Origin of the sequence: Corallococcus sp. NCSPR001, assembly GCF_017309135.1 — a bacterium.
Taxonomy (GTDB): Bacteria; Myxococcota; Myxococcia; order Myxococcales; family Myxococcaceae; genus Corallococcus.
The window spans coordinates 5,153,486-5,175,356 of sequence record NZ_JAFIMS010000002.1; the positions used below are offsets into that span (position 1 = coordinate 5,153,486).

Below are 21,871 nucleotides of genomic sequence, written 5' to 3' on the forward strand. Positions count from 1 at the left end.
CATGCCGCCGTTCCTGATCATCGGCAACCCCGGGAACAGGCGCGTCACGCTCTTCCAGGAGGCACTGGTCCGCGCCGGTCTTCCGCCCGCGCACGTGGTGGCGTGGGAGACGGTGGCCCGCACGCCTGACGTGCTCCTGGAGCTGCCCGATACGGAGCGGCTTGTCCGCATCGACGCGGCGGGAGAGGACGCGGCGGTGGAGCGCCTGTTCCTCCAGCGCGGCTTCGCGGATGCGCTCGCTGCCGGCTGCGACACCGTAACGCCTGAACAGTTGGATGCATTGCCGGATGAACACGGCCGCGTGCTCTGTCCCCGGCAGCACCACCTGGGCTTCCTGCGAGTGCTGGAGGACCTGACCACGCGGTTCGCGCAGCGCCCCCGCTGGCGCGTGCTGTCCTCGCCGAGCGCCATCGCGGACCTGTTCGACAAGCGCATCACGTCACGCCGGTACGCGGACCTGGGTATCCCCGTGCCGCCGTTCCTGGACGTGGCCCCGGGCACGACACCGGAAGCCCTGCGCCACGCCTTGCGCGAAGCGGATTTCCGCGAGGCGTTCGTGAAGCTGTCCTGCGGCTCCTCCGCGTCGTGCCTCGCCGTGTACCGGCCGGGTCGGGGGCAGGGGACGCTGCTCACCAGCCTGCATCGGGGCGCCACCGGCTGGTTCAACTCCCTCAAGGTGCGGCGGGTGACGGACGCGCGAGAGGTGGACACGGTGCTCGCCTTCCTCCTGCGCGAGGGCTCACAGGTGGAGGAGTCCCGGCCCAAGGCGCGGCTGGGCGGGGACATGTTCGACTGCCGCGTCGTCACCGTCCGCGGCGAGCCCGTCTTCACCGTGGTGCGCCAGAGCCGCCTGCCCATCACCAACCTGCACCTGGGGGGCTACCGGGGAGACCTGGACGCGCTCCACGCGGCGGTGCCTCCCGGTGAAATGGAGGCCGCGATGGAGAGCTGCCGCGCCGTGGCCCGCGCGCACGACTGCCTCCACGTGGGCATCGACCTGATGTTCGAGGACTTCTTCCACGGCCACCGCGTGCTGGAGGCGAACGCCTTCGGGGACCTGCTCCCCGGCCTCACGCGAGACGGTCTGTCCGTCTACGACTGGGAGATCCGCGAAGCGCTGCGCTGAGCGCCGCCCGTCCACAGCCGCGTCGCCGGCACGCGCTCCAGCAGCCCGGAGCCGAACACGCGATCCAGCTCCAGGTACTCCAGGTGCACGTAGCCGATGTGACACCCGCACGTGTCCTTCGAGCATGGGCGCGGCTTCAACGCCGCGTCGAAGTCTGGCGCGTAGAGGTTGCCCAGCGGCTCCTTGATGAAGTGGCACCGGTACGCGGTGCCGTCACCGTCCACGGACAGCACGGACTCGCCGCCACGGCAGGCCCGGCCCCGGCTGGGGTGGCGCGTGTTGTTCACCGGGAAGAGCGGATCGATGCGGGTGAAGCGCTCCACGTCCTCGGGCGTGTACGCGTCCAGGCCGTCCTTCACCGCGTTGATCCACAGGTACGTGTCCTCGGGGAGCTCGCGGCGCAGGGCCTCGGCTTCGTCCGCGAAGCGCCGGAAGCCCACCATGCCCGCGCTGTGCCGCACGCCGTGCTCCGACAAGTGCTGGCACTGAGCGAGGAAGCGCGCACGCTTCATCCACTCCGGATGGTACGTGGCCCAGATGCCCAGCTTCTCCGTGCGGCAGTCCGTGAGCCAGTCCAGCCGGCAGGAGAGGTTCGTCTGCACCGCCGCGCGCTCCACGTGGGGCAGGTGCGTCAGGCGCGCGAGGGCCTGCTGATACCAGGGCCAGATGAGCGCCTCGCCCCACGGCGTGAAGAACACGGACACGGTGTCCTGCGTGCGCGCCTCCACCCACTGGAGGAACCGCTCCAGGTCCGCGCGGTCCTTCGTGAGCTCCTCCTCGCTCTGCTTCCACTTGCCGAAGGGGCAGTACTCGCAGCCGTAGTTACAGCCGGACAGCGGGCCCCGGTAGAGCACGGTGAGCTTCATCGCCAGGAGTACTCCGCCATGCGCGCGCGCACGGCCTCCGAGTCCAGCCACGGGCCAATCAAATCCGAGCGCTCCACGCCCGCCGGAGTGAGCTGGAACACGCCGTCCACGTCGCGCGCCAGCCCGTGCGCCTCCAGCTCCGCGAGCATCGGGAAGTCCGACTGCGCCTCCGTGCCGAAGCGCTGGCGGTACACGCCCGGGTCCACGCCCTCCGCCAGCAGCGACAGCACCAGGTGCCGGTGGCGCTGCTCGGCCGCGTCCAGCACGAAGCCGTAGCGCACCTCCCCGAACGACGCCGTATCCCGCTCGCTGTACGCCTGGATGATGCCGCGCACCTCGCGCGAGGCCACCGCGTACTCGGACGAGTAGTGCACCGCGCCCGCGTACGAACGCGCGCCCACGCCCAGGCCCACCATGCCGTCCTCCTGGCAGCGGTACACCGCGCCCCGAGCCGCGGGCGCATGCGCCGCGCGGAACATCCGCATGGACACCTGCGTGTAGCCGCGCGACAGGAGGAAGTCCCGGCCGGTCCGGTAGAGCGACAGCCGCAGGTCGTCCCACGCGCGCGACTTCTTGCCCAGGAAGGTGAGGGGCCGCACGTAGAGCGGGTAGAGGTACAGCTCCTCCGGCGCGTACCGCAGCGCCGCCTCCAGCGAGTGGAGGAACGTCTCCACCGTCTGGCCCTCGATGCCGTAGATGAGGTCCAGGTTGAGCGTGGGGAAGCCCGCGCTCCGCAGCAGGTCCAGCGTGGCCTCCACCTGCGCCGTCTTCTGGGGCCGCTTTACCGCGGCGACCTCGGACTCCAGGAAGCTCTGCACGCCCATGCTCACCCGGTCCACGCCCCGGGCCTTCAAGAGCGCCACCTTGTCCGCGTCCACCGTCTCCGGCGACACCTCCACGGACATGGGCACATCTCGAGGATCCACGCCCAGCTCCGCCGCCAGGTCGAACACCGTCTCCAGCCCCGCGACGTCCAGCAGGGTGGGGGTGCCACCGCCAATCGCGGCCCGCGCGAACGTGGCCGGCCCCAGCGCCTCCTTCACCCGGCGGGCCTCGCGCTTCAGCGCGGCGAGCCACGCTGCGACGACGTCCTCCTTCGGGCCCGCGGCGGTGAAGAGGTTGCAGAACCCGCAGCGCATCTCGCAGAACGGGACGTGCAGGTAGAGGAACAGCGCGTCCCGCCGCTCCTTCGCCCAGACGTCCTCCAGCGGCAGCGCGGGCGTGAGCGGGCGGTAGGCCGTCTTGTGCGGGTAGCCGTAGAGGTACGCCACGTACGGCGTCCCTTCGAGCATCGACTCCAGGCGCGTCATGGCTGGGAGTCTACCGGCAGCACGAACTCACCATAGGGCACCGTCCACACCACCGGGTGCCCCAGCCGGTGTCCCGTGTAGCCGTCCTCGCCGTACGCCGTGCCGTGGTCCGAGCACACGATGCAGAACGCCGGGCCGCGCCGTCGCAGCGCCTGGAACAGGGGTGGCAACTGGCGGTCCACGTAGGCCAGGGCCGCCGCGTGCGTGGCCTTGGAGTCCTCCGTCGCCCCGGGCACGTAGTGCCGGTTGGGCTGGTGCAGCGCGGAGACGTTGATGAACAGGAACACCCGCCGCTCCCGGGGCAGCGACTCCAGGATTTTCACTGCGAGTGATGCCTGATTTTCCGTGGATTGGGGGTCGGTGACGCCCAGCTCCGGGGCCCAGTGCGCCTCGGAGAAGAGGCTCGGGAGGACGCGGCCCAGGGGGTTCTTCTGGTTGAAGAAGCCCGTCCCGCCAATGCACACCGTGTGATAGCCGCGCCCGGCCAACCCGGTGACGAGGTCCGGCGCGTCCAGCACGCAGGTGCCGGGGCCCGTCGTCTCGCTGCCCTCGAAGCGCAGGGCGAACGGGCGAGCGTGCCGGCCCGGGGTGACGGGGGTGGGGAGGAAGCCCGCGAAGAAGGCCTGGTGCGCGGCGTAGGTGAAGCTCGCCGGGGTGTGCCGCTCCTCCCACCGGCCGCCGGGCAGCAGCGCGGCCAGGGTGGGGGTGCGGCCTGCTTCCAGCTCCTCCCGGGCCACGTCGTAGCGGAGCGTGTCCAGCGTGAGGAGGAGCAGGTCGTGCGTGCCGACCAGCGCGTTCAGGTCATGCATGCGGACCGGTGGGGCGGGGAGGGGACCTCATCGATGGGAGGTCCCATACCCCGCCTTGGGACGGCGGGACTACGACATCGGGATGGTCGGGGCCGGGGGAAGCGAGTCGGTCGGGTTGCGCGGCTGCGCCGGGGTGGCGGCCTCGGGCGGCATGGACTCCAGCGGGCGGCGCGCGGCGTTGGGGCGCTGCGGGTCCACCGTGGAGTTGTAGAGCGTCGTGGCGAAGGTCTGCTGCCCGCCCGTGGACAGCGTGCGGAAGGCGCGGTCCAGCGCCTGCTGGCCGCCCTGCAGGCCCTGGCCCAGGGTGCGATCCACCAGCGCGCGCGCCTGCTGCTCGTTGAGGCGCGCCGTGAACGGGCCGGTGCCGGACGCCGCCGCGTCGTCGCCGGAGAAGGCGCCGCGCGCGATGGCCGCCGCGTTCGGATCCGTGAAGGTCAGCTCGTAGCTCGTCTCCGGGGGCTGGCCGGGACGCGTGGTCGTGGTCGCCACCACGGAGTCGTTGATGGCCGTGCGCGCCCGGCCGTTGCCGTCCGCGCCCACCTGCATCTGCGTCGTCTGCGTGCTGCCCGCCACGTTGCGGTCCGTCTGGCGCACGGTCTGATCCCCCGCGCCGTCCGCCGTGAGGCGCGTCTGGCGCTCGGAGGTGGCCACGCTCTGGCCCAGCACGCGCCCATCGCGGGTCTGATCCAGCGAGTCCGTGCGCTGCACGTTGCTCACGCCCGGACCGTTCTCACGGGGAAGCTGGCCGGTGCGCATGAAGTCGTCATAGGCCGCGCGGCCCTCCGGCGTGCGGATGTTGAAGTCCGCGGACTGCGAGTGACCCAGGCGCTGATCCTGCCGGCCCTCCAGGCCGCGGATGTTGGTGGCGTCCCGCTGGCGGCCGTCGCTGGTCACCGTGGCGCGCACGGTGTCCTCCGACGTGCGCTGCACCTCGAAGCGCTGCGTCTGGGTGCGGTCGTAGGACGTGCTCAGCCCCAGCCGCTCCCCCACCTTGCCCGGACCCGCGCGCAGGCCTGCGTTGAAGCCCGCCTGGCCCTGGACCTCCGCCCGGGCGCGGGTGCCCACCGGCCACGTCTCCGGGGCGGCGGGGTTGGGCAGCTCGCCATTGCGGATGGCCTCCGTGGCGGCCTGGCGCGGCACCTCCACGCGCAGGCTGCCCTGCAGTCCGAACGAACCGCCAGCGCTCACCGGACCCAGCCGCGTCGGCACGCCGCCCCGGGGCGTCGAGGCGCGGTTGCCCACCTGGCCCTGGGCCTCCAGGACGAAGTTGTCACCCTCCGTCGTCACCCGGGCGCGGCCCGAGGGGCGCAGCGCGGCGGCGGGCGAGAACGCGTCCCGGTTGCGCTCCGTCGCGGCCTGCTCCGCGGCTGACGGCTGCGCGGGGGCCTGCTCCTGCGGCGCGCTCGCGGGCCGGTGGGCGGGGACCGTCGACTGCGTCGGCTGGAAGGTCGGAGTGGGACGGTTCGGATTGATGGAAGTCATGGGTAATGAGGTTATCGGCCTTTCCGACGGCTTGTTTCCGCTCAGGGTGTGGCTCTGACACTCTTGAATCCTGAGCATTTCCAGCCACTTCCACCCATCCAGGACCACCTGGGCCTACTCGAAGAGGACGCCCACGGCGCAAAAAGCACGCCCTATTGCAACTGAGTGGCAAGGACTTGAAATACGGCAGTAATGCGTATTACAGGTTTTTCTCACTTTGAAGGGAGTGCACGACATGCAGAACATGCGGAAGCGGTTCTCGACGTCTCGTGGTGGCTGGCGGCCGGTGACGGCGCTGGTGCTGGGCTGCACCCTGGCGGTTCCGGCTGGCGCGCTCGCTGCGGAGCGCACCCCTTCATCGGCCACGCGGGCTCCGGCGGCGCCGGGCGCGGCGGTGGCGACGGCGCTCCAGGCGGGGGGCACCACGCTGGCGACGCCGTCCGGGTGGGTGTTCCACCAGACGGCGCGGCCGGTCAGCGGCCTGCGCACGCTGGACGTGGTGCGGGACACCGGCGTGCAACTGCACGTCTGGCGTGAGCGGCAGGCGGACGGCACGGAGCGCGCCTTCTCCGCGTACACGCGCGGCGGCTCGGAGCTGCTGGGCCGCGTGCAGCAGGAGGAGTACCTCATCCGGTTGGCGGAGGCGTCGTTCGACCCGCTGGCGCGCACCGCGCCGCTGTTGGGCAACGCGCTGGTGGCGGACCGGAACAACACCCTGTCGCTGGTGCAGTTCCACGGCACGCCGCTGCCGGAGTACCGGGAGACGATCGAGAACGCGGGCGGCAAGGTGCTGCGCTTCCTGTCGGACCACACGTACCTGGTGGAGATGCCGTCGGAGGTCCGCGCTCGCGTGACCCAGCTCCCGGCCGTGCGCTGGGTGGGGGACTACCATCCGGAATGGCGCCTGGAGCCGGTGCTGCGGGACGCGCTGCTCGGACGCACGGCGGCGCTCTTGCCCCAGCGCTACTCCATCATGCTGGGTGAGGGCGGCGCGGCCCGCCAGGCCCGTGTGACGGCGTTGGTGGAGCGGCTGGGCGGCAAGGTGGACCTGGTGGAGCCGGGCGGTCTGCGCGTGGAGGCCACGCTCAACCAGGAGCAGCTGGCCTCGGTCGTGCGCGCCAACGAGGTGCAGTTCATCGACCGCTGGGGCGGCCCTGGCGAGGTGGACATGGACATCGTGCGCGCGACGGGCGGCGCCAACTACGTCGAGGGGCTCAAGGGCTGGAACGGGCAGGGCGTGCGCGGGGAGATCTTCGACACCGAGCTGCGCACCACCCACCGCGAGTGGCCCACCGCGCCCATCATCCACAGCACGGGCACGTCCGGTTCGCTGCACGGGACGGCCTGCTACAGCCACAACTTCGCCAAGGGCGTGGATCCGCTGGCCAGGGGCCTGCTGCCGGGCGGGCAGGGCATCTTCTTCCTGTACTCGGAGGCCACGCAGTTTGGCGGCACCAAGTCCCGCCTCGCGATGAACCAGGAGCTGCTCAACCCGAGCGGCCCCTACCGCGCGGTGTTCCAGACCTCCAGCGTGGGCAGCACGCTGACGACGTCGTACACAACCCTCTCCGCGGAGGTGGACGACTACCTGTTCAAGGCGCCCATCCTCAGCACTCAGTCGCAGAGCAACAGCGGCACGCGCAGCTCCCGGCCGCAGGCGTGGGCGAAGAACATCGTCTCCGTGGGCGGCATCCGGCACTACAACACGCAGACGCGCACGGATGACCGCTGGTCGTCGGGGGCGAGCATCGGCCCGGCGGCGGACGGCCGCATCAAGCCGGACCTGGCGTTCTACTACGACAGCATCCGGGGCGCGTATGGCTCCTCGGACAGCGCCTACACGGAGTTCAGCGGCACCAGCTCCGCCACGCCGCAGACGGCAGGCCACTTCGGCCTGCTGCACCAGATGTGGCACGAGGGCGTGTGGGCGGGCCACGGCAAGAAGGCGGACGTCTTCACCAGCCGCCCGAAGATGGCCACGGCCAAGGCGCTGATGATCAACGGCGCGTCCAAGTACAACTGGCTGGCGGGCGGCTCGAACGCGGACATCGACCGCAACAAGCAGGGCTGGGGCACGTCCGACTTGAAGCGCCTGTACGACCGCGCGGCGAAGACGTTCGTGGTGGACGAGACGGACGTCCTCGCGCCGCTCGGGAGCAAGGCGTACACCTTCACAGTGGCCAGCGGTGAGCCGGAGCTCAACGTCACGATGGTGTACACGGATCCAATGGGCACGGTGGGCGCGGCGCGGGCGCGCATCAATGACTTGTCCCTGCGAGTGACGGCGCCCAACGGCACCGTGTACTGGGGCAACAACGGCCTGACGGCGGGCAACGTGTCCACGTCCGGCGGCGTGTCCAACAAGGTGGACACCGTGGAGAACGTCTTCCTCGCGAGCCCGGCCGCGGGCACGTGGAAGGTGGAGGTCCTGGCGGACGAGGTGGTCCAGGACGCCCACACTGCGACGACGGCGGTGGACGCCGTCTACGCCCTGGTGGTGAGCGGCGTGAACCTCGCGTCGAAGCTGCCGTAGTCGTCGCCGCGCGCGGGCTCCGGTGTCTCCGGGGTCCGCGCCGTCACGGTCAGGTGCATCTCATCCACCCGTTGACTCCTCTCTCAACCAGAATGCGCGGTTGCCGCTGCGCAGCGCACGCTCCAGGAACTCCGCGAAGCTGGATGCGATGCGCTCCATCTCCTCCGGGAATGTCTCATGGAAGGCGTCGAACAGCGGGTATCGGCCCGCCTCGCGCTGGGTGTTGTCCAGGACGACGTAGTCGGAGTCTTGCATGTCCACCAGCGTGAAGATGGACGGCGCCCCGTCCCGGTCCTCATCGCTGGATCGGATGACCAGGCGGGCGTGGCGGATCTCCGCGAGCGGCAAGACGCGGTAGAGGGCATCGGCGCGTGGCGCGAAGAGCGTGCACCCGTCGCAGTGCAGGTAGAAGGCACGCAGGTCCTCGTCCAGATCCCAACCGACGCGCGCCTCGAAGGCGGCCAATTTCGCGGGCGTCGCGGGCGTCGCGGGCGCGTTGGGGAAGTGGATCCGGGAGACTTCGGCCAGGAGTGGATCCATGGGCATGGCCGTCAATCCAGCCAGAAGAAATCATCGCCGCTGGCCAATGCCTTCTCCAGGAACTCTCCGAACGACGGCGCGATGATTTTCGTATGGCCCGGCTCCGGGAACGTGCCGTGGTACCCGTCGCGCATGGGGTATGGGTCCGTGCGCTGCGTCACGTCGACCAGGACGAAGTCCGTGTCCTGAAGGTCCACGAGCGCGTACCAGTCGGGTGGCCCGTTCGCATCCTCGTCTCGCCCTTGAATTGCCACCCGTCCGCGGCGCACCTGGATAAGGGGAAGGATCCAGAAGTTGGTGTCTGGCCAGGGCTTGAAGAGCGCGGCTCCGTCGCAGTGCAGGTAGAAGGCGCGGAGGTCCTCATCAAGCGGCCAGCCCACGCGTGCCTCAAACGCGGCGACTTGCGCGGGTGTGGCGGGCGGGTTTGGGAAGTGGTGTTGGGAAATCTGGGCCAGCAGGCGCTGCATGTTCGTGGGCATGGCGGCGCGCTCAATCCGCGTACGGGCGCGCAGGGCCGGGCGTCAGCCACTTCCCTCCGGGCGCGTAGCAGGCCGGGTACTCGGTGTTGATGGTGGTGTGAATGTCGTCGGGAACCGGGAGGATGTTTCCCGGCGCCGTTGGATCCCCTCCATGGAGGAAGTCGCGCAGATGGTGCCCGGGCCACGCGCGGCCTGCGGTATTTGGCCAGGTGCCCAGCTCCTTCGACCACTCCTCACGAAAGCGAATGCGGGACCGCGACCACACCCTCCGCAGACTCTCGGGGTCGGCCACCTTGGGGTAGTCGCAGCAGCAGTGGGTGATGGCAAGGCGGCCGCCGGCCTCCGCGGGCATGAAGAGGTAGCGCCCCTGCCAGTCCCCCTTGATATCGGCCAGCCACATGCAGCCCATGAGCGGGTAGCCCTGAGCTGCGCACTTCGACTCGCACCGGGACAGGAACGCGGCGCTGCACTGCCAGGGCCCGTAGTAGATGGTCGTACGGAGTTGCCCTCCATCCGGCGTCCTGACGACCGACCCGACCCACTTCGCGCGCGCCGGACTGCCGCCCCCACCGACAGTGGCCGAGCCGCACCCGACGAGAGCGAGGATTACGGCTGCGTTCGCGAGGCCGCGGAGGGTAGAGGTGGCTGCCATTGCACTCCATGACAACACGGCGAAAGAGGTTGGTCAGGCACGCAGTGGCGGTCAGTGTTCAGCGGGCTTCGCGGGGGCCTGCTGCTGGACCACGGGCTTCGAGGCGCGTTGGAGGACGGGCAGGGACGGGCTCAGCGTGCCCAGGTAGAGCCGGCCGTGGAAGCCCGTCTCGCCCGGCGCGTCGAAGAGGGCGACCTTGCGCGGCGTGTTCGGCTCCTGGCGTCCTTCCGCCGACGGGTTGATGCCGTGCACGTCGCAGTCCACCTGCTGCCAGACGTTGAAGCGGCAGGCGTAATGAGCGCCGCGCGCGAAGCCCACGTCCAGTGCCTTCACGGACGAGGAGGGCAGGGCGGCCGAAAGGCGGTGGCCCATGGGTTCGAACTTCGAATCCCAGTTCACGCCGCCGGTGCGCACGTGCACGTCACCCGCGAGCACCAGCATCCACGCGTCCGGGTTCTCCTTGCGGAAGGCGATGAGGTTCGCGGCCATCTCCTCCTCACGCGCGTTGCCCGCGGCCTGCTTGGAGTCGAACGCCACCACCGACACGGCATGGCCCTGGGCCCGCAGGCGGCGCGCGGCCTCCAGCAGGTGGATGACGCCCGCGCTGCTGCGCCCGTCCTGATCCACGCGCCGGAAGAAGTCGCTCAGCACGAGCAGTCGCTCCAGGTCCGCGTTCGTGCCAGCGCTGGTGAGGTACTCGTCCAGCGCGCCTTGATCCACGGACGGCACGGACAGGGCCAGCGCCACGGGGAGCTTCTTCGCGGTGGCGTCGCAGAGCATCCGGGCGGCGGCGTCCGGCAGCTCGCGCGTGCCCATGGGGTCCGCGACCAACACGGTGCTCCCCTGCGTGAGCAGCGCGTCCACACCCTCCACGGGGTCGCCGCAGCGGGGCGCGGCTTCGGGCGTCTCTGGAGTCCAGCCCGCGACCTTCACATCACGCACGGGGATGGAGGCCTTGCCGCCGACCAGCTCCAGGGAAGGGACCATCTCCAGGCGTTGGAGCAGCTTGCGCTCCTGGGGCAGGTCCCGGATGCCGCGGCGCAGCTTGAAGCCCTCCATCTGGGGGACGCCCTCGAAGGTCTCGTGGGCGAACACCTCGCGGAAGTGGTTGTAGTAGTGGTCGTTGGTCCGCTGGCTGCCCGGCTCGGGCGTCTGCTGTGTGACGGCGTCGTCCGCTTCCCGGTACTGGAGGCGGAAGATGCGCACGATGGACTGGCGCGGGCCGACCTCTTCGGGGCGCACGAGATAGCGTTCGAAGGTGCGGTTGCCGCGCACGTTCACGCCGATCTCCCAGGACTGGGAGTACAGCTCATGTGTGGTGTTGTTCTCGAAGATGTCCAGGCGCTGCTCTTCCAGCAGGCGGCGGGCGACGAACATCGCCTCGTCCAGGGGCACCAGGTACACGCGCTCCACGGTCGGGATGGGCTCCGTGTCCAGCGGATCCCCATCCAATCCGCGCGAGATGCCCGTGCACCCCGTCACGCACAGAAGCCCCAGCGTCCAGTGCCACCGCATGGTCCTGTCCCCTTTCGTGAAAGGGACAGCCCAAGGCAGGCGCCATCCCCGGACGCCTGAGTCTAGCACTCCGGGTGAGGGAATTGCGCCCCCGGTGTCAGTGCTCCGCGTCCGCGGGCTTCTTCACACCGCCATCCTGCTGCTGCTGGGCCACGGGCGCGGCGCGCTGGATGACCGGGGGCGAGGCGTTGAGTGCTCCCACCCAGAGCCGGCCGTGGAAGCCCGTGTCGCTGGGCCTGTCGAACAGGGCCACCTTGCGCGGCGTGCCCGGCTCCTGGCGCAGCTCCGCGGTCGGGCTGAGCGCGAAGACGTTGCAGTCCACCTGCTCCCAGACGTTGAACCGGCAGGAGAACTGCGAACCTCGCGTGAAGCCCACCTCCAGCGCCTTCACCGGCGACTCCGGCAGCGCCTTCGTCAGCCGCCAGCCCAGCGGCTCGAAGTCCTTGTTCCAGCTCACCGGCTTCGTGCGCACATGCACGTCACCCGCGAGCGCCAGCAGCCACGTGTCCGGGTTCGCCTGGCGGTACGCGATGAGGTTCTTCGCCATCTCCGCCTCGCGCGCGTTGCCGGAGGCGTTGTTCGAATCGAACGCGAGCACCGTCACCGCGTGCCCCTGCGCGCGCAGCCTCCGGGCCTGCTCGATGAGGCGGAGCAGGGCGCCGCTGCTGCGGCCGTCCTGGTACACGCGGCGCCAGAACGAGCTCACCACCAGCAGCCGCTCCAGGTCCGGGCCGTGGCCCGCGCTCGCCAGGTAGTCGTCCAGCGCGCCCTGGTCCTCCGACGGCATGGACAGCGCCAGCGCCACCGGCAGCTTCTTCTCCACCGCGTCGCACAGCATCCGCGTGGCGATCTCCGGCAGCTCGCGCGTGCCCAGCGGATCTCCCACCAGCACCGTGTTCCCGGCCGTGAGCAGCGGCTCCACGCCCTGCAGCGGCTCGCCGCACTTCACCGGCGGCGGCTGGGCCGTGTCGTCATCCCAGCCCTCCACCTGCACCGCGCGCACGGGCGCCGTCGTCCTGCCACCCACCAGCTCCAGCGACGGCACCATCTCCAGCTTCGCCAACAGCTTGCGCTCCAGCGGCAGGTCGCGCGTGCCGCGCACCATCTTGAAGCCCTCCATGTCCGGCACGCCCTCGAACGTGAAGCGCTCGAACGTCTTGCGGGAGAGGTACTTCTCCTCGTCCTGGATGCGCTCGTTGAGCCACTTGGGCTTCACCTCGATGTTGGTGTCCTGCTCGCGGTAGCGCAGGCGGAAGACGCGGATGACCGACTGGCGGGGCCCCAGCGACGCGCCCTTCACGAAGTAGCGCTCGTAGGTGCGGTTGCCGGGGAGGTTCACCCCGGGCTCGTGCGCGGATGTGTAGAGCTCGTTGTGGTCCGCGCGCTCGAAGACGTCGTAGCGCTGCTCCTCGAAGACGCGCCGCATGGTGAAGAGGGCCTCGTCCAGCGGGACCAGGTACACCGTCTCCTCGGTGGGGACCTCCTCATCCTCCGGCGTGTCGTCATGGAGGTCCTTCGTCAGGCTCGCGCAGCCTCCGACGCACAGTGACAGTCCCAGCAACCAGTGCAACCGCATGGCATGACCTCCGGCCCACCCGTCGTGCTCGATGTTGCTCGCGACGGGGGTGCGGCGTCCCGGCTCCCACGGCCAGGACGACGGGAATCAGTCTACCGGGAAACGCACGCAGAACACGTCTGTCAGGCAGGACGGGTGGGAGCGGCTCCCTGGCCCGTGAGCGACCGGACGACATCCAGCGCGTGCTCGGCGTGCTTCTTCACCTGGATCTGCGAGTCGAACGCGTAGCGGATGGTGCCGCCCTTGTCCGCGACGAACGTCACCCGCCCGGGCAGGAGCCCCAGGAAGTTGGTGCCCACCCCGAAGGCCTTGCGCGCCGCGCCATCCGGGTCGCTGAGAAGGCGGAAGGGGAGGCGGTACTTCGCGACGAACTTCTCGTGGGACTCCGCGGAGTCGCTGCTGATGCCCACCACGTCCGCGCCCGCGTCCGTGAAGTCCTGGTACTGATCCCTCAGGCTGCAGGCCTGGACCGTACATCCCGGGGAGTCGTCCCTCGGATAGAAGTAGATGACCATCGCCTTGTCGCCCAGCAGGTCTCGCAGGCGCACCGGCGCGCCGCCCGGCCCCTGCAGGGTGACATCCGGAACCGCATCCCCTTCTTTCAGCATCTTGGCCATGAAAATCCCAATCCTCCCGGAGCGGGAGCATGGACCGCGCATGGCGTGACCCGCAAATCAATCGGGCGGCGCGACGCGGCGGGCGTTCCGGCTTCCGTGCCCTGGCGGCATCGCCCAAGATGGCGCTCCTCCGCATCATCCCCCGCGTTTTCTTCCGCAAGAGGAGGGGAGCATGTCCTTCCACCCCCGCGGCCTTCTGGCCGCGCTCGCGCTGTTCTCGCTGTCCGGCCCCGCGCTCGCGCAGGCCCCCGCCGCGCCGCCCAAGCCGCCCGCGAGCCCCGAGGATGAGCGCGCCGCGTCCCTCCGGGCGCGCTTCACGAAGTACGAGGTGCGCATCCCCATGCGTGACGGCGTGAAGCTCTTCACGACGTTCTACGTGCCCAACGACGCGAGCCCCCAGAAGCGCTACCCCGTGCTGCTGACGCGCACGCCGTACTCCGTGGGGCCGTATGGAGCCGGCCGCTATCCCAGGACGCTGAGCCTGCCCGGCTTCGAGAAGGAGGGCTTCATCTTCGCCTTCCAGGACGTGCGCGGCCGGTTCATGTCCGAGGGTGAGTTCGTCAACGTGCGCCCCCACCGCGACACCAAGCGCGGCAAGGAGGTGGACGAGAGCAGCGACACATACGACACGCTCGACTGGCTGGTGAAGCGCGTGCCCCACAACAACGGCAAGGTGGGCATGTGGGGCGTGTCCTATCCGGGCTTCTATTCGTCCGCGGGCGCCATCGATTCGCACCCCGCGCTCAAGGCCGTGTCGCCGCAGGCGCCCATCGCGGACTGGTTCTGGGACGACATGCACCGGCATGGCGCCTTCAACCTCCAGCTCGCGTTCAGCTTCTTCTCCAGCTTCGGCAAGCCCCGCCCCGCGCCCACCGACGACACGGACTGGAAGCCCTTCGACTTCGGCACCCCGGACGCCTACCAGTTCTTCCTGGACCTGGGCCCGCTGTCCAACGCGGACGCGAAGCACTTCCACGGCGACATCGCCTTCTGGAAGGACTTCGTCGCGCACCCCAACTACGACGCCTTCTGGCAGGCGCGGAACCTGCTGCCGCACCTGAAGAACATCAAGGCGGCGGTGATGGTGGTGGGCGGCTGGTACGACACGGAGGACCTCTACGGGCCGCTGCGCACGTACGCCGCCATCGAGAAGCAGAACCCCGGCATCGCCAACACGCTGGTGATGGGCCCCTGGCCCCACGGCGGCTGGATGCGCTCGGAAGGCACGTCGCTGGGGGACGCGGACTTCGGCTTCCCCACCAGCGCCCAGTACCAGGACCTGGTGCTGGCCTTCTTCAAGCAGCACCTCAAGGGCGGCCCGGACGCGGCCGTGCCGGAGGCGTTCGTCTTCGAGGGCGGCGCCAACCGCTGGCGCCGGCTGGACGCCTGGCCGCCCAAGGGCACGAAGGAGGCGCGCCTGTACTTCCAGCCCCAGGGCGCGCTGACGTTCCAGGCGCCCAAGGCACCAGCGCCGTCGTTCGACGAATACGTGAGCGACCCGGCCCGGCCCGTGCCGTACACGCAGGACCTGAACCCCGGCTGGTCCAAGTCGTACATGACGGAGGATCAGCGCTTCGCCTCGCGCCGGCCGGACGTGCTCACGTACCAGACGGAGCCGCTGACCCAGGACCTCACGCTCGCGGGCCCGCTGGAGGCGGAGCTGTGGGTCTCCACGACGGGCAGTGACGCGGACTGGGTGGTGAAGCTGGTGGACGTGAACCCGGGGAAGGTGCCCGGCTGGACGAAGGAGCAGGAGCACTCCGGCGAGCGCGACCGGGGCGCGCAGCAGACGCTGGTGCGCGGCGAGCCGTTCCGCGGCCGCTTCCGCGACAGCTACTCCCAGCCCAAGCCCTTCACACCCAACGAGGTGACGAAGGTGCGCTTCGTCATCAACGACGTGTTCCACACCTTCCAGCGCGGCCACCGGCTGATGGTGCAGGTGCAGTCGAGCTGGTTCCCCTTTGTCGACCGCAACCCGCAGACCTTCGTGCCCAACATCTTCGAGGCGAAGCCCACCGACTTCGTGCGCGCGATGCACCGGCTGCACCACACGGCGGCCCAGCCCAGTGCGTTGAAGGTGAACGTCCTGCCCGCGTTGGACGAGTAGATCCCCGGTCCACTCGCGCGCGGTCTGCTAGGCTGCGCGCCCGCCACCAGATGACGGGAGGGACATGACCGGTCACGACCGGCCCGGCGCCGGGCGGGTGTTGCTCGACGGAGAGGTGGGGGAGGGGGGCGGCCACGTCCTCCGCTCCGCGCTGTCCCTGTCGCTCATCACCGGCCGTCCGTTCCAGCTCAGCGGGCTGCGCGAGCACCGCGACCCGCCGGGCCTGCGTCCCCATCACCTGGCCTACGTGCGCGGCGCGGAGGCGCTGAGCGGCGGCACCAGCGAAGGCGCCGTCGTGGGCTCCACGGAGCTGCGCTTCACCCCCGGCCCGGTGCGCGCGGGGGACTACCTGCTGGAGGCCGGCGCGTCCGGCAGCACGCCCCGGCTCTTCCAGTGCCTGGTGTACCCGCTGGCGCTCGCGGGCGGCGGACGGCTCACGCTGCGAGGCGCCACGCACCTGAGGGCCGGGCCCAGCTTCCACGCGCTCGTCGGCGCCTGGCTGCCGGTGGCGCGCGCGTACGGGCTGCCCGTGCAGCTGTCGCTCACCCACGCGGGCTTCCTGCCGGAGGGCGCGGGCGAATTCACCGCGGAGGTGGGCGCCCCGGCCGAACCGCCCGTGCGCGTGGATCTGCCCGCGCGCGGCGTGCTGCGCGAGGTGCGGGTGATGTCCTTCGTGGGCGGGCTGCCCTTCGCGGTGGCGGAGCGTCAGTCCCGCGCCGCAGTGGCCGCGCTGCGCGAGCGGGGCATCCTGGCGGAGGCGGACAACCGGCCGCTGGCGGTGACGCGCTCACAGGGCTCCGCGACCTTCGTGCTGGCGCAGTTCGAGCACACCGTGGCCGGCTTCACGTCCCTGGGCGAGCGGGGCCTGGACGCCGAAGGAGTGGGGCGCGAGGCGGCGGAGGCGCTGACCCGCTTCATGGAGACGGGCGGCGCGCTCGACGAGCACCTGGCGGAACAACTGCTGCTGCCGGCGGCGCTCCTGGCGTCGGGGAGGCTGGGGGCGGTGACGCCGGGCACCACGCGCTTCACCGCCGCGCGCATCACCGACGCGCTGACGGTCCAGGCGGAGGTGCTGCGGCGCTTCCTGCCGGTGCACGTCCAGGTGGAGCCGGGCGGGAGCGTGGAGATCCGCCCGGCGTGAGGAGGGCTTCTTAAGCCTCGTCCTCGGTGGCGTTGCCGCGGGCGCCGAAGGTGTTGGCGTCCGACATCTCGCGCACGGTGCCGCGGTAGGCGCGGATGGCGAAGGGCGCGGCGACGAGGAAGACGATGCCCACGAGGCCAATGGCCATCCAGGGGATGGGCGTCTCCTTGATCTGCACGTCCTTGCCGTAACCGTTGAGGTTGTTGCCCATGGCGCGCGCCTTGGCGGCGTCCTTCTCTTCCTGGGTCAACTCCTTGCGGTTCTGGAACTCCTGGGGCTGCCGGCGCTGGGGCTGCGCCAGGACAGCGCCGCCCCAGACAAGGGCGAGGACGAGGACAAGCCGGGGGAGGGAGGGGGAGGGCATGGGCCTTCAGCCTAACAGAGCCTCCCGGCGCGGGTGAACAGGGGTTGCTTCGCCCGGCCCGGGGCGTTACGCGCGCCGCATGCTCCGCCTTCCCTTCCTCCTGCTGACGAACCTCCTCCTGGGGCTGCGGCTGCTCCTGGGCCTGCCCTTTCGTCTGATGGCGGCGCGCAAAAGACCCACGTGGATCCGCTTCCGGCTCGCGGGCGAGCTCCCGTACCGCCCGCGCCCCGTGCAACGGTTCCGTATCGGCGGCGCCGCGCCGGAGCCCGCCACGGTGACCTCACTGGAGGCGTTGGGCCATGCACTCAAGGTGCTGGCCGCGGACCCCAAGGTCGAGGGCATCCTCCTGGAGCTGGAGGGCCTGGCCATCCCGGACGCGAAGCGCGAGGCCCTGCGCACCCTGCTGTCGGACTTCCAGGCCGCCGGCAAGCGGGTGGTGTCCTGGGCAGTGATGGTGGACACGGACGGCTACCCCGTGCTGGGCGCGGCGGACGAGGTGTTGCTCGCCCCCATGGGCCGGGTGGAGTTGGTGGGCTACGCCGCCGAGGCCACCGTGCTGGGCGAGGCCTTTGGACGGGTGGGCATCCACGCGCACTTCGCGCGGCGCGGCGACTACAAGACGGCGCCGGAGCTCTTCACGGACGGCAAGGTGTCCGACATCCAGCGCCAGACGCTGGAGTCCTTCCTGGACGAGCGCTACGCCGTGCTGGTGGAGGCCATCTCCCGCGACCGGGGCAAGACGCCGGACGAGGCCCGGGCGCTCATCGACGCGGGGCCCTACAGCGCGAAGCGGGCGGTGGAGGCGGGGTTGGTGGACGGGCTGGTCCACGAGGCGGACCTGGGCGCGCACCTGGGGCTGGAGGCGAAGAAGGACGAGGAGCCGCCAGTCCCCACCTATGACGCGTACCTGGCGACGCTCGCGTTCCCGCCGGTGAAGTGGCGCCGGCTGCGCCGCAAGCCCCGGCTGGCGGTGGTGGACGTGGCGGGCATCATCATCCCGGGCAGCGGCGGCGCGGGCCGGTTCGCGGCGGCGGACTCGGTGGTGAAGGCGCTGCGCAAGGCGGGCAGGGATCCGCGCGCGAAGGCCGTGGTGCTGGCGGTGGGCAGCCCCGGCGGATCCGCGCTCGCGTCCGAGCAGATTCTGGAAGCCGTGAAGCGCGTGGCGAAGCAGAAGCCCGTCATCGCGTACGTGGATCAGATCTGCGCGAGCGGCGGCTACATGGCGGCCATTGGCGCGAAGGAGATCTGGTCCGCGCCCCACGCCGTGGTGGGCTCCATTGGCGTGTTCGTGGGCAAGTTCGAGTACGGGGACCTGCTGGAGAAGCTGGGCATCCACCGCACCACGCTGGCCCGGGGCGAGAACGCCGCGTTCTTCTCCTCGTCGCGAGGCTTCACGCCTCAGGAGCGCGCCGCGCTGGAGCGCGAGGTGGAGGAGAGCTACCAGTCCTTCCTGGAGCTGGTGGCCCAGGCACGCGGCCGGACGAAGGAGGAGATCCACCAGCGCGCGGAGGGGCGCGTGTACTCGGGGCTGCGCGCGAAGGAGGCGGGGCTGGTGGACCGCATCGGCGGCTTCGAGGAGGTCTGCCGCCACGCGCTGGAAGAGGCGCGCGTCCCGTCGGACGACTTCGAGCTGGTGCGCTACGGCGGCGCTCGCGCGAAGCTGTCGTTGCTCAAGCTGTTGATGGGCGCGACGCACCCGACGACGTATGCCTTCTGCACCGCGGCGTGGAGCCTCCAGCGTCGGGGGTGAGTTCGCGGTTCACGGGACAGCCGTTGCGGATCCCGGGCGAACGCTCCCCGCCCGGAAACCGCACATTGCGGTCCATGAAAACGAACCCGTACGCAGCACTCCCCGCCGTTCCCGCGTTCCACCTCACCAGCACGGACATCCAGGATGGACAGCCGCTGCACCCGGACCACCGGAGCGCGCAGTCCGAGACGGGCGGCAAGGACATCTCGCCGCAGCTGAGCTGGTCGGGATTCCCGGCCGCGACGAAGAGCTTCGCGGTCACCGTCTTCGATCCGGACGCCCCCACGCCGAGCGGCTTCTGGCACTGGGCCGTGCTCAACATCCCGGCGGACGTCAGCACGTTGCCGCGAAACGCGGGGAGCCCCGACGCGAAGCTCCTCCCTCGGGGCGCGGTGCAGCTCCCCAACGATGCCCGCCTCGCGCAGTACCTGGGCGCCGCGCCGCCGCGAGGACACGGACCGCACCGCTACTACGTCGTCGTGCACGCACTCGATGTGGAGGCGCTCCCCATCCCCGCGGAGGCCACGCCCGCGTACCTCTCGTTCGTGCTCTTGGGTCACACCCTGGCGCGCGCTACGCTCGTCCCCACCTCCGTCACGCCCTGAACCATGCGCCGGCCCTCGCCCATTGAACGCACCGCCAGGCTCCTGGACACGACGGCGGCGATGTACCTCAAGATCCGCCAACGTGAGGCCGACCCCGTCTACGCGGGGGTGGAGTGGCTCTCCGCCGGCCTGATGTACATCCAGCGGGGCGAGAAGGTCTTCCACCAGGGCGATGGGCCCGTGCACGTCCGGGCCGGTGAGTTCATCTGGATCTCACCGGGGACCCGCCTCCAGGTGCGCAACGTCCCGGACGAAGGAGGGGAGTACCAGGCCGAGGGCATGCTCATCGCCCCGGAGCTCCTCCTCCAGGCGGAACCCAAGGCAACGCCGGGCGCCTCGCGGGTCCAGCGGCTGCGCGCCGAGGAGCTTCCCCGGCTCGTCGAAGCGCACCACCGCTGCATCGAGGCGCTCACGGAGAAGTTCCCGGAAGGCGTCGTGCGAGCGCGCGTGCTGGAGCTCATCGCCTGGCTCCGGGACCTGAACATCGACGTGAGCGCGTCATCGAGCGCGCGGCTCGGCATGAAGCGCCTGGTGTCCCGGGATCCGTCACGGGCGTGGACCCTCACGGAGGTCGCCAGGAAACTCGCCATGAGCGAGGACACGCTCCACCGGAGGCTGACGGGCGAAGCCACGACGTTCAGCAAGCTCCTGACGGAGGTCCGGATGGACCACGCCGTCTCGCTGCTCTGGACGACCGACCTGCCGGTGGGACACGTCGCCATCGAGGCGGGGTACACCTCCGCCTCGCGGTTCGCGACCCGCTTCCACGAGCGCTTCGGCATGCTCCCCTCGAAGCTCCGCGCGAAGCGGCCCCAGGCGCGTTGAGTCACGCCCTTTCACGGAGAGAATGGGCCCTTTAGCATGCGCGGCATGGCCCGCTCCTGCCCGGTCTGCCCCAGTCAGTCCCTGAACGTCGTCCAGGCCTCCGACGTGGAGGTGGACGTCTGTCCGCGCTGCCACGGCATGTACTTCGACCGGGGGGAGCTGGAGCGCTTTCCGGACCGGCCGTCGCTCAAGCCGCTGCTGACCGCGGCACGGCAGGCCGCGTCGCGCTGCCGCACGGGCGGACACCTCATCCCACGGGCCATGGCCGTCTGTGCCACCTGCCGCGGCGAGCCCCTGGGCTGTCCTGGCTGTGGCGCTCGGCTGGCGATGGTCAACGCGCGCGTGTGCAACGTGGACCTGTGCACGCACTGCGGCGGCACCTGGCTGGACGCGGGCAAGTTCGAGGCCCTGGAGAACGCCGAGGTGACGGCCCCCAAACCCACGCCTGCGACGGCCAGGGGCTGGGAGGTCGCCCCGGCGACGGATGGGGGCGCGGATCCCTGGAAGGGTCCAGGCTCCACGGCCGCGCTGCCGCCGTCGGACTCGCCCACGGGCGGCCTGGGCGTCCTCTCCCCGCTGGCCTGCGTCCATTGCGGCATCCAGGTCTCCGTGCCCCAGGCGTTCGCATTCAACGGAGACCTCTACTGCCGCGAGCACCGCCCCAAGGGCGCCGTGTCCGGCAACAGCCTCCCGAAGGACAAGGACCCGTCCAACTACCCGAACCTGGAAGACGCGTCGGACGGCGTCGACCTGGTGGACGTCGTGACCTGGATCTACCGGCTGCTGCGCCGCTGACCGTTCGTCCGCGGGAGCACCGACGGGGCGGACGTCCGGGCATTGCCGGCCCCGGAGCCGGCGTCTACCCTGCCGCGCCAGTGATGACCCGCCTCGCCCCCCTGAGCCTCCTGCTGCTGGGCACCGCCTGTGCCACCACCTCCCGCGAACCGGCCTCGGTGGCGGAGGCGTACGCGAAGGCCCTGGAGGAGAACCGGCTGTCGGACGCCTACCGCCTGACGACCGGCACCCCGGAGGGCGAGGGGGCCTTCCTGGACGAGTACTCCGAGGAAGCCGCCCGGAAGGAGCGCGCCGCCGCCGTCCGGGCAGGGACGGGCGTGCTGGAGGCCCGGGCCCCGTCCGTCACGCTGGCCCGCCAGGGAGAGGACTGGCGCGTGGTGGAGTCCCGCCCCGCGGACGTGCCCCGGGCGGCGCTGAAGAAGTTCCTGGATGAGGTGGACTCCCGCGACTGGAAGGGCGCATGGGGCCTGCTCGCCTCGCCGCTGAGGGCCCGGTACACCCCGGAGCGCCTGAAGGAGGACTTCGAGCGGGAGCCCCTGGCGAAGGAGCGCCTGCGCCGCGCCCGTCTGGCCCTCAACACCCACGTGCGCGTGGCGGCGGGCGAGGCCCTGTTCCCCCTGGGCGGCGAGCGCGCCGTGCGGCTGGTGCTGGAGGATGGCGAGTACCGGGTGGCGGCCATCGAATGACGGCCAGAAGCCGGGCACGAGCCGGGGCGCGTGGAAGGCCGGGCGGGCTCCGGAGATGTGCGTTAAACGACGTTGACAGCCCCCGGAGTGCTG

Annotated in this window: 20 protein-coding genes; 9 read left to right on the forward strand and 11 right to left on the reverse strand. The window is 70.7% G+C overall.

What is annotated here, in order from left to right; translation table 11 throughout:
* The first annotated feature begins 1 nt into the window (after window position 1).
* Complete coding sequence (locus tag JYJ93_RS22950; RefSeq protein WP_206794648.1) at window positions 2–1,126, forward strand: STM4014 family protein; 1,125 nt, start codon at window positions 2–4, stop codon at window positions 1,124–1,126.
* On the opposite strand, the gene JYJ93_RS22955 is transcribed toward JYJ93_RS22950, so the two are convergent.
* From JYJ93_RS22955 to JYJ93_RS22970, 4 genes are all read right to left on the reverse strand, one after another.
* The gene (locus JYJ93_RS22955) at window positions 1,093–1,992 is read right to left on the reverse strand and encodes an STM4011 family radical SAM protein (RefSeq protein ID WP_206794650.1); all 900 of its coding nucleotides are present in this window, start codon (window positions 1,990–1,992) and stop codon (window positions 1,093–1,095) included. The genes JYJ93_RS22950 and JYJ93_RS22955 overlap by 34 nt on opposite strands.
* On the reverse strand, window positions 1,989–3,302 hold the full coding sequence (locus JYJ93_RS22960) for an STM4012 family radical SAM protein (protein WP_206794652.1): 1,314 nt from the start codon (window positions 3,300–3,302) through the stop codon (window positions 1,989–1,991). Before JYJ93_RS22960 ends, JYJ93_RS22955 begins: the two co-directional genes overlap by 4 nt.
* Window positions 3,299–4,111 (reverse strand): STM4013/SEN3800 family hydrolase, encoded by an 813-nt coding sequence (locus tag JYJ93_RS22965; protein ID WP_206794653.1) that lies wholly within the window; start codon window positions 4,109–4,111, stop codon window positions 3,299–3,301. The genes JYJ93_RS22960 and JYJ93_RS22965 overlap by 4 nt, the downstream gene beginning before the upstream one ends.
* 69 nt (window positions 4,112–4,180) lie before the next feature.
* Window positions 4,181–5,593, reverse strand: a complete 1,413-nt coding sequence (locus JYJ93_RS22970) for a hypothetical protein (protein ID WP_206794655.1) — start codon at window positions 5,591–5,593, stop codon at window positions 4,181–4,183.
* Window positions 5,594–5,828: 235 nt separating this feature from the next.
* On the opposite strand from JYJ93_RS22970, the gene JYJ93_RS22975 reads away from it, so the two are divergent.
* The gene (locus tag JYJ93_RS22975; protein ID WP_206794657.1) at window positions 5,829–8,126 is read left to right on the forward strand and encodes a S8 family serine peptidase; all 2,298 of its coding nucleotides are present in this window, start codon (window positions 5,829–5,831) and stop codon (window positions 8,124–8,126) included.
* A 60-nt stretch (window positions 8,127–8,186) separates the two neighbouring features.
* Here JYJ93_RS22975 and JYJ93_RS22980 read toward each other — a convergent pair whose 3' ends face one another.
* From JYJ93_RS22980 to JYJ93_RS23005, 6 genes are all read right to left on the reverse strand, one after another.
* Window positions 8,187–8,672, reverse strand: a complete 486-nt coding sequence (locus JYJ93_RS22980; RefSeq protein WP_206794659.1) for an SMI1/KNR4 family protein — start codon at window positions 8,670–8,672, stop codon at window positions 8,187–8,189.
* A gap of 5 nt (window positions 8,673–8,677) precedes the next feature.
* Entirely contained in the window at window positions 8,678–9,145 is a 468-nt protein-coding gene (locus JYJ93_RS22985) for an SMI1/KNR4 family protein (protein WP_206794661.1), read from the reverse strand.
* A 10-nt stretch (window positions 9,146–9,155) separates the two neighbouring features.
* On the reverse strand, window positions 9,156–9,554 hold the full coding sequence (locus tag JYJ93_RS40220) for a hypothetical protein (protein ID WP_242543901.1): 399 nt from the start codon (window positions 9,552–9,554) through the stop codon (window positions 9,156–9,158).
* A gap of 294 nt (window positions 9,555–9,848) precedes the next feature.
* Entirely contained in the window at window positions 9,849–11,312 is a 1,464-nt protein-coding gene (locus tag JYJ93_RS22995; protein ID WP_206794665.1) for a hypothetical protein, read from the reverse strand.
* A gap of 97 nt (window positions 11,313–11,409) precedes the next feature.
* Window positions 11,410–12,888, reverse strand: coding sequence for a hypothetical protein (locus tag JYJ93_RS23000; protein WP_206794667.1), 1,479 nt, complete (start codon window positions 12,886–12,888; stop codon window positions 11,410–11,412).
* Window positions 12,889–13,010: 122 nt separating this feature from the next.
* Entirely contained in the window at window positions 13,011–13,505 is a 495-nt protein-coding gene (locus tag JYJ93_RS23005) for a peroxiredoxin (RefSeq protein ID WP_014396984.1), read from the reverse strand.
* Window positions 13,506–13,677: 172 nt separating this feature from the next.
* On the opposite strand from JYJ93_RS23005, the gene JYJ93_RS23010 reads away from it, so the two are divergent.
* Both JYJ93_RS23010 and rtcA read left to right on the forward strand, forming a co-directional pair.
* The gene (locus tag JYJ93_RS23010) at window positions 13,678–15,612 is read left to right on the forward strand and encodes a CocE/NonD family hydrolase (protein WP_206794669.1); all 1,935 of its coding nucleotides are present in this window, start codon (window positions 13,678–13,680) and stop codon (window positions 15,610–15,612) included.
* A 64-nt stretch (window positions 15,613–15,676) separates the two neighbouring features.
* Window positions 15,677–16,753: an RNA 3'-terminal phosphate cyclase gene (gene rtcA, locus JYJ93_RS23015; protein ID WP_206794671.1), complete on the forward strand. Its 1,077-nt coding sequence runs from the start codon at window positions 15,677–15,679 to the stop codon at window positions 16,751–16,753.
* A gap of 10 nt (window positions 16,754–16,763) precedes the next feature.
* Here the strand turns inward: rtcA and JYJ93_RS23020 are convergent, their stop codons facing one another.
* Window positions 16,764–17,117, reverse strand: a complete 354-nt coding sequence (locus tag JYJ93_RS23020) for a hypothetical protein (protein ID WP_206794672.1) — start codon at window positions 17,115–17,117, stop codon at window positions 16,764–16,766.
* A gap of 79 nt (window positions 17,118–17,196) precedes the next feature.
* Between JYJ93_RS23020 and sppA the strand changes: the two genes are divergently transcribed.
* The 5 genes from sppA to JYJ93_RS23045 all read left to right on the forward strand — a co-directional run bounded on the left by sppA (window position 17,197) and on the right by JYJ93_RS23045 (window position 21,778).
* On the forward strand, window positions 17,197–18,867 hold the full coding sequence (gene sppA, locus JYJ93_RS23025; RefSeq protein ID WP_206794674.1) for a signal peptide peptidase SppA: 1,671 nt from the start codon (window positions 17,197–17,199) through the stop codon (window positions 18,865–18,867).
* A 74-nt stretch (window positions 18,868–18,941) separates the two neighbouring features.
* Window positions 18,942–19,472: a YbhB/YbcL family Raf kinase inhibitor-like protein gene (locus tag JYJ93_RS23030; protein ID WP_206794676.1), complete on the forward strand. Its 531-nt coding sequence runs from the start codon at window positions 18,942–18,944 to the stop codon at window positions 19,470–19,472.
* Window positions 19,473–19,475: 3 nt separating this feature from the next.
* The gene (locus JYJ93_RS23035; protein WP_206794678.1) at window positions 19,476–20,297 is read left to right on the forward strand and encodes an AraC family transcriptional regulator; all 822 of its coding nucleotides are present in this window, start codon (window positions 19,476–19,478) and stop codon (window positions 20,295–20,297) included.
* 45 nt (window positions 20,298–20,342) lie between these two features.
* Entirely contained in the window at window positions 20,343–21,092 is a 750-nt protein-coding gene (locus JYJ93_RS23040) for a zf-TFIIB domain-containing protein (RefSeq protein ID WP_206794680.1), read from the forward strand.
* An 83-nt stretch (window positions 21,093–21,175) separates the two neighbouring features.
* Window positions 21,176–21,778, forward strand: coding sequence for a hypothetical protein (locus tag JYJ93_RS23045; protein WP_206794682.1), 603 nt, complete (start codon window positions 21,176–21,178; stop codon window positions 21,776–21,778).
* Window positions 21,779–21,871 lie beyond the last annotated feature (93 nt).

Bases quoted from the DNA above. Each gene is read 5' to 3' on its own strand.
- JYJ93_RS40220 (WP_242543901.1), bottom strand. From the start codon at position 9,554: ATGGGCTGCATGTGGCTGGCCGATATCAAGGGGGACTGGCAGGGGCGC.
- JYJ93_RS23010 (WP_206794669.1), top strand. From the start codon at position 13,678: ATGTCCTTCCACCCCCGCGGCCTTCTGGCCGCGCTCGCGCTGTTCTCG.
- JYJ93_RS23000 (WP_206794667.1), bottom strand. From the start codon at position 12,888: ATGCGGTTGCACTGGTTGCTGGGACTGTCACTGTGCGTCGGAGGCTGC.
- JYJ93_RS22995 (WP_206794665.1), bottom strand. From the start codon at position 11,312: ATGCGGTGGCACTGGACGCTGGGGCTTCTGTGCGTGACGGGGTGCACG.
- JYJ93_RS22970 (WP_206794655.1), bottom strand. From the start codon at position 5,593: ATGACTTCCATCAATCCGAACCGTCCCACTCCGACCTTCCAGCCGACG.
- rtcA (WP_206794671.1), top strand. From the start codon at position 15,677: ATGACCGGTCACGACCGGCCCGGCGCCGGGCGGGTGTTGCTCGACGGA.
- JYJ93_RS22960 (WP_206794652.1), bottom strand. From the start codon at position 3,302: ATGACGCGCCTGGAGTCGATGCTCGAAGGGACGCCGTACGTGGCGTAC.
- JYJ93_RS23045 (WP_206794682.1), top strand. From the start codon at position 21,176: ATGACCCGCCTCGCCCCCCTGAGCCTCCTGCTGCTGGGCACCGCCTGT.
- sppA (WP_206794674.1), top strand. From the start codon at position 17,197: ATGCTCCGCCTTCCCTTCCTCCTGCTGACGAACCTCCTCCTGGGGCTG.
- JYJ93_RS22950 (WP_206794648.1), top strand. From the start codon at position 2: ATGCCGCCGTTCCTGATCATCGGCAACCCCGGGAACAGGCGCGTCACG.
- JYJ93_RS23020 (WP_206794672.1), bottom strand. From the start codon at position 17,117: ATGCCCTCCCCCTCCCTCCCCCGGCTTGTCCTCGTCCTCGCCCTTGTC.
- JYJ93_RS23005 (WP_014396984.1), bottom strand. From the start codon at position 13,505: ATGGCCAAGATGCTGAAAGAAGGGGATGCGGTTCCGGATGTCACCCTG.
- JYJ93_RS22965 (WP_206794653.1), bottom strand. From the start codon at position 4,111: ATGCATGACCTGAACGCGCTGGTCGGCACGCACGACCTGCTCCTCCTC.
- JYJ93_RS22980 (WP_206794659.1), bottom strand. From the start codon at position 8,672: ATGCCCATGGATCCACTCCTGGCCGAAGTCTCCCGGATCCACTTCCCC.
- JYJ93_RS23040 (WP_206794680.1), top strand. From the start codon at position 20,343: ATGGCCCGCTCCTGCCCGGTCTGCCCCAGTCAGTCCCTGAACGTCGTC.
- JYJ93_RS23030 (WP_206794676.1), top strand. From the start codon at position 18,942: ATGAAAACGAACCCGTACGCAGCACTCCCCGCCGTTCCCGCGTTCCAC.
- JYJ93_RS23035 (WP_206794678.1), top strand. From the start codon at position 19,476: ATGCGCCGGCCCTCGCCCATTGAACGCACCGCCAGGCTCCTGGACACG.
- JYJ93_RS22955 (WP_206794650.1), bottom strand. From the start codon at position 1,992: ATGAAGCTCACCGTGCTCTACCGGGGCCCGCTGTCCGGCTGTAACTAC.
- JYJ93_RS22975 (WP_206794657.1), top strand. From the start codon at position 5,829: ATGCAGAACATGCGGAAGCGGTTCTCGACGTCTCGTGGTGGCTGGCGG.
- JYJ93_RS22985 (WP_206794661.1), bottom strand. From the start codon at position 9,145: ATGCCCACGAACATGCAGCGCCTGCTGGCCCAGATTTCCCAACACCAC.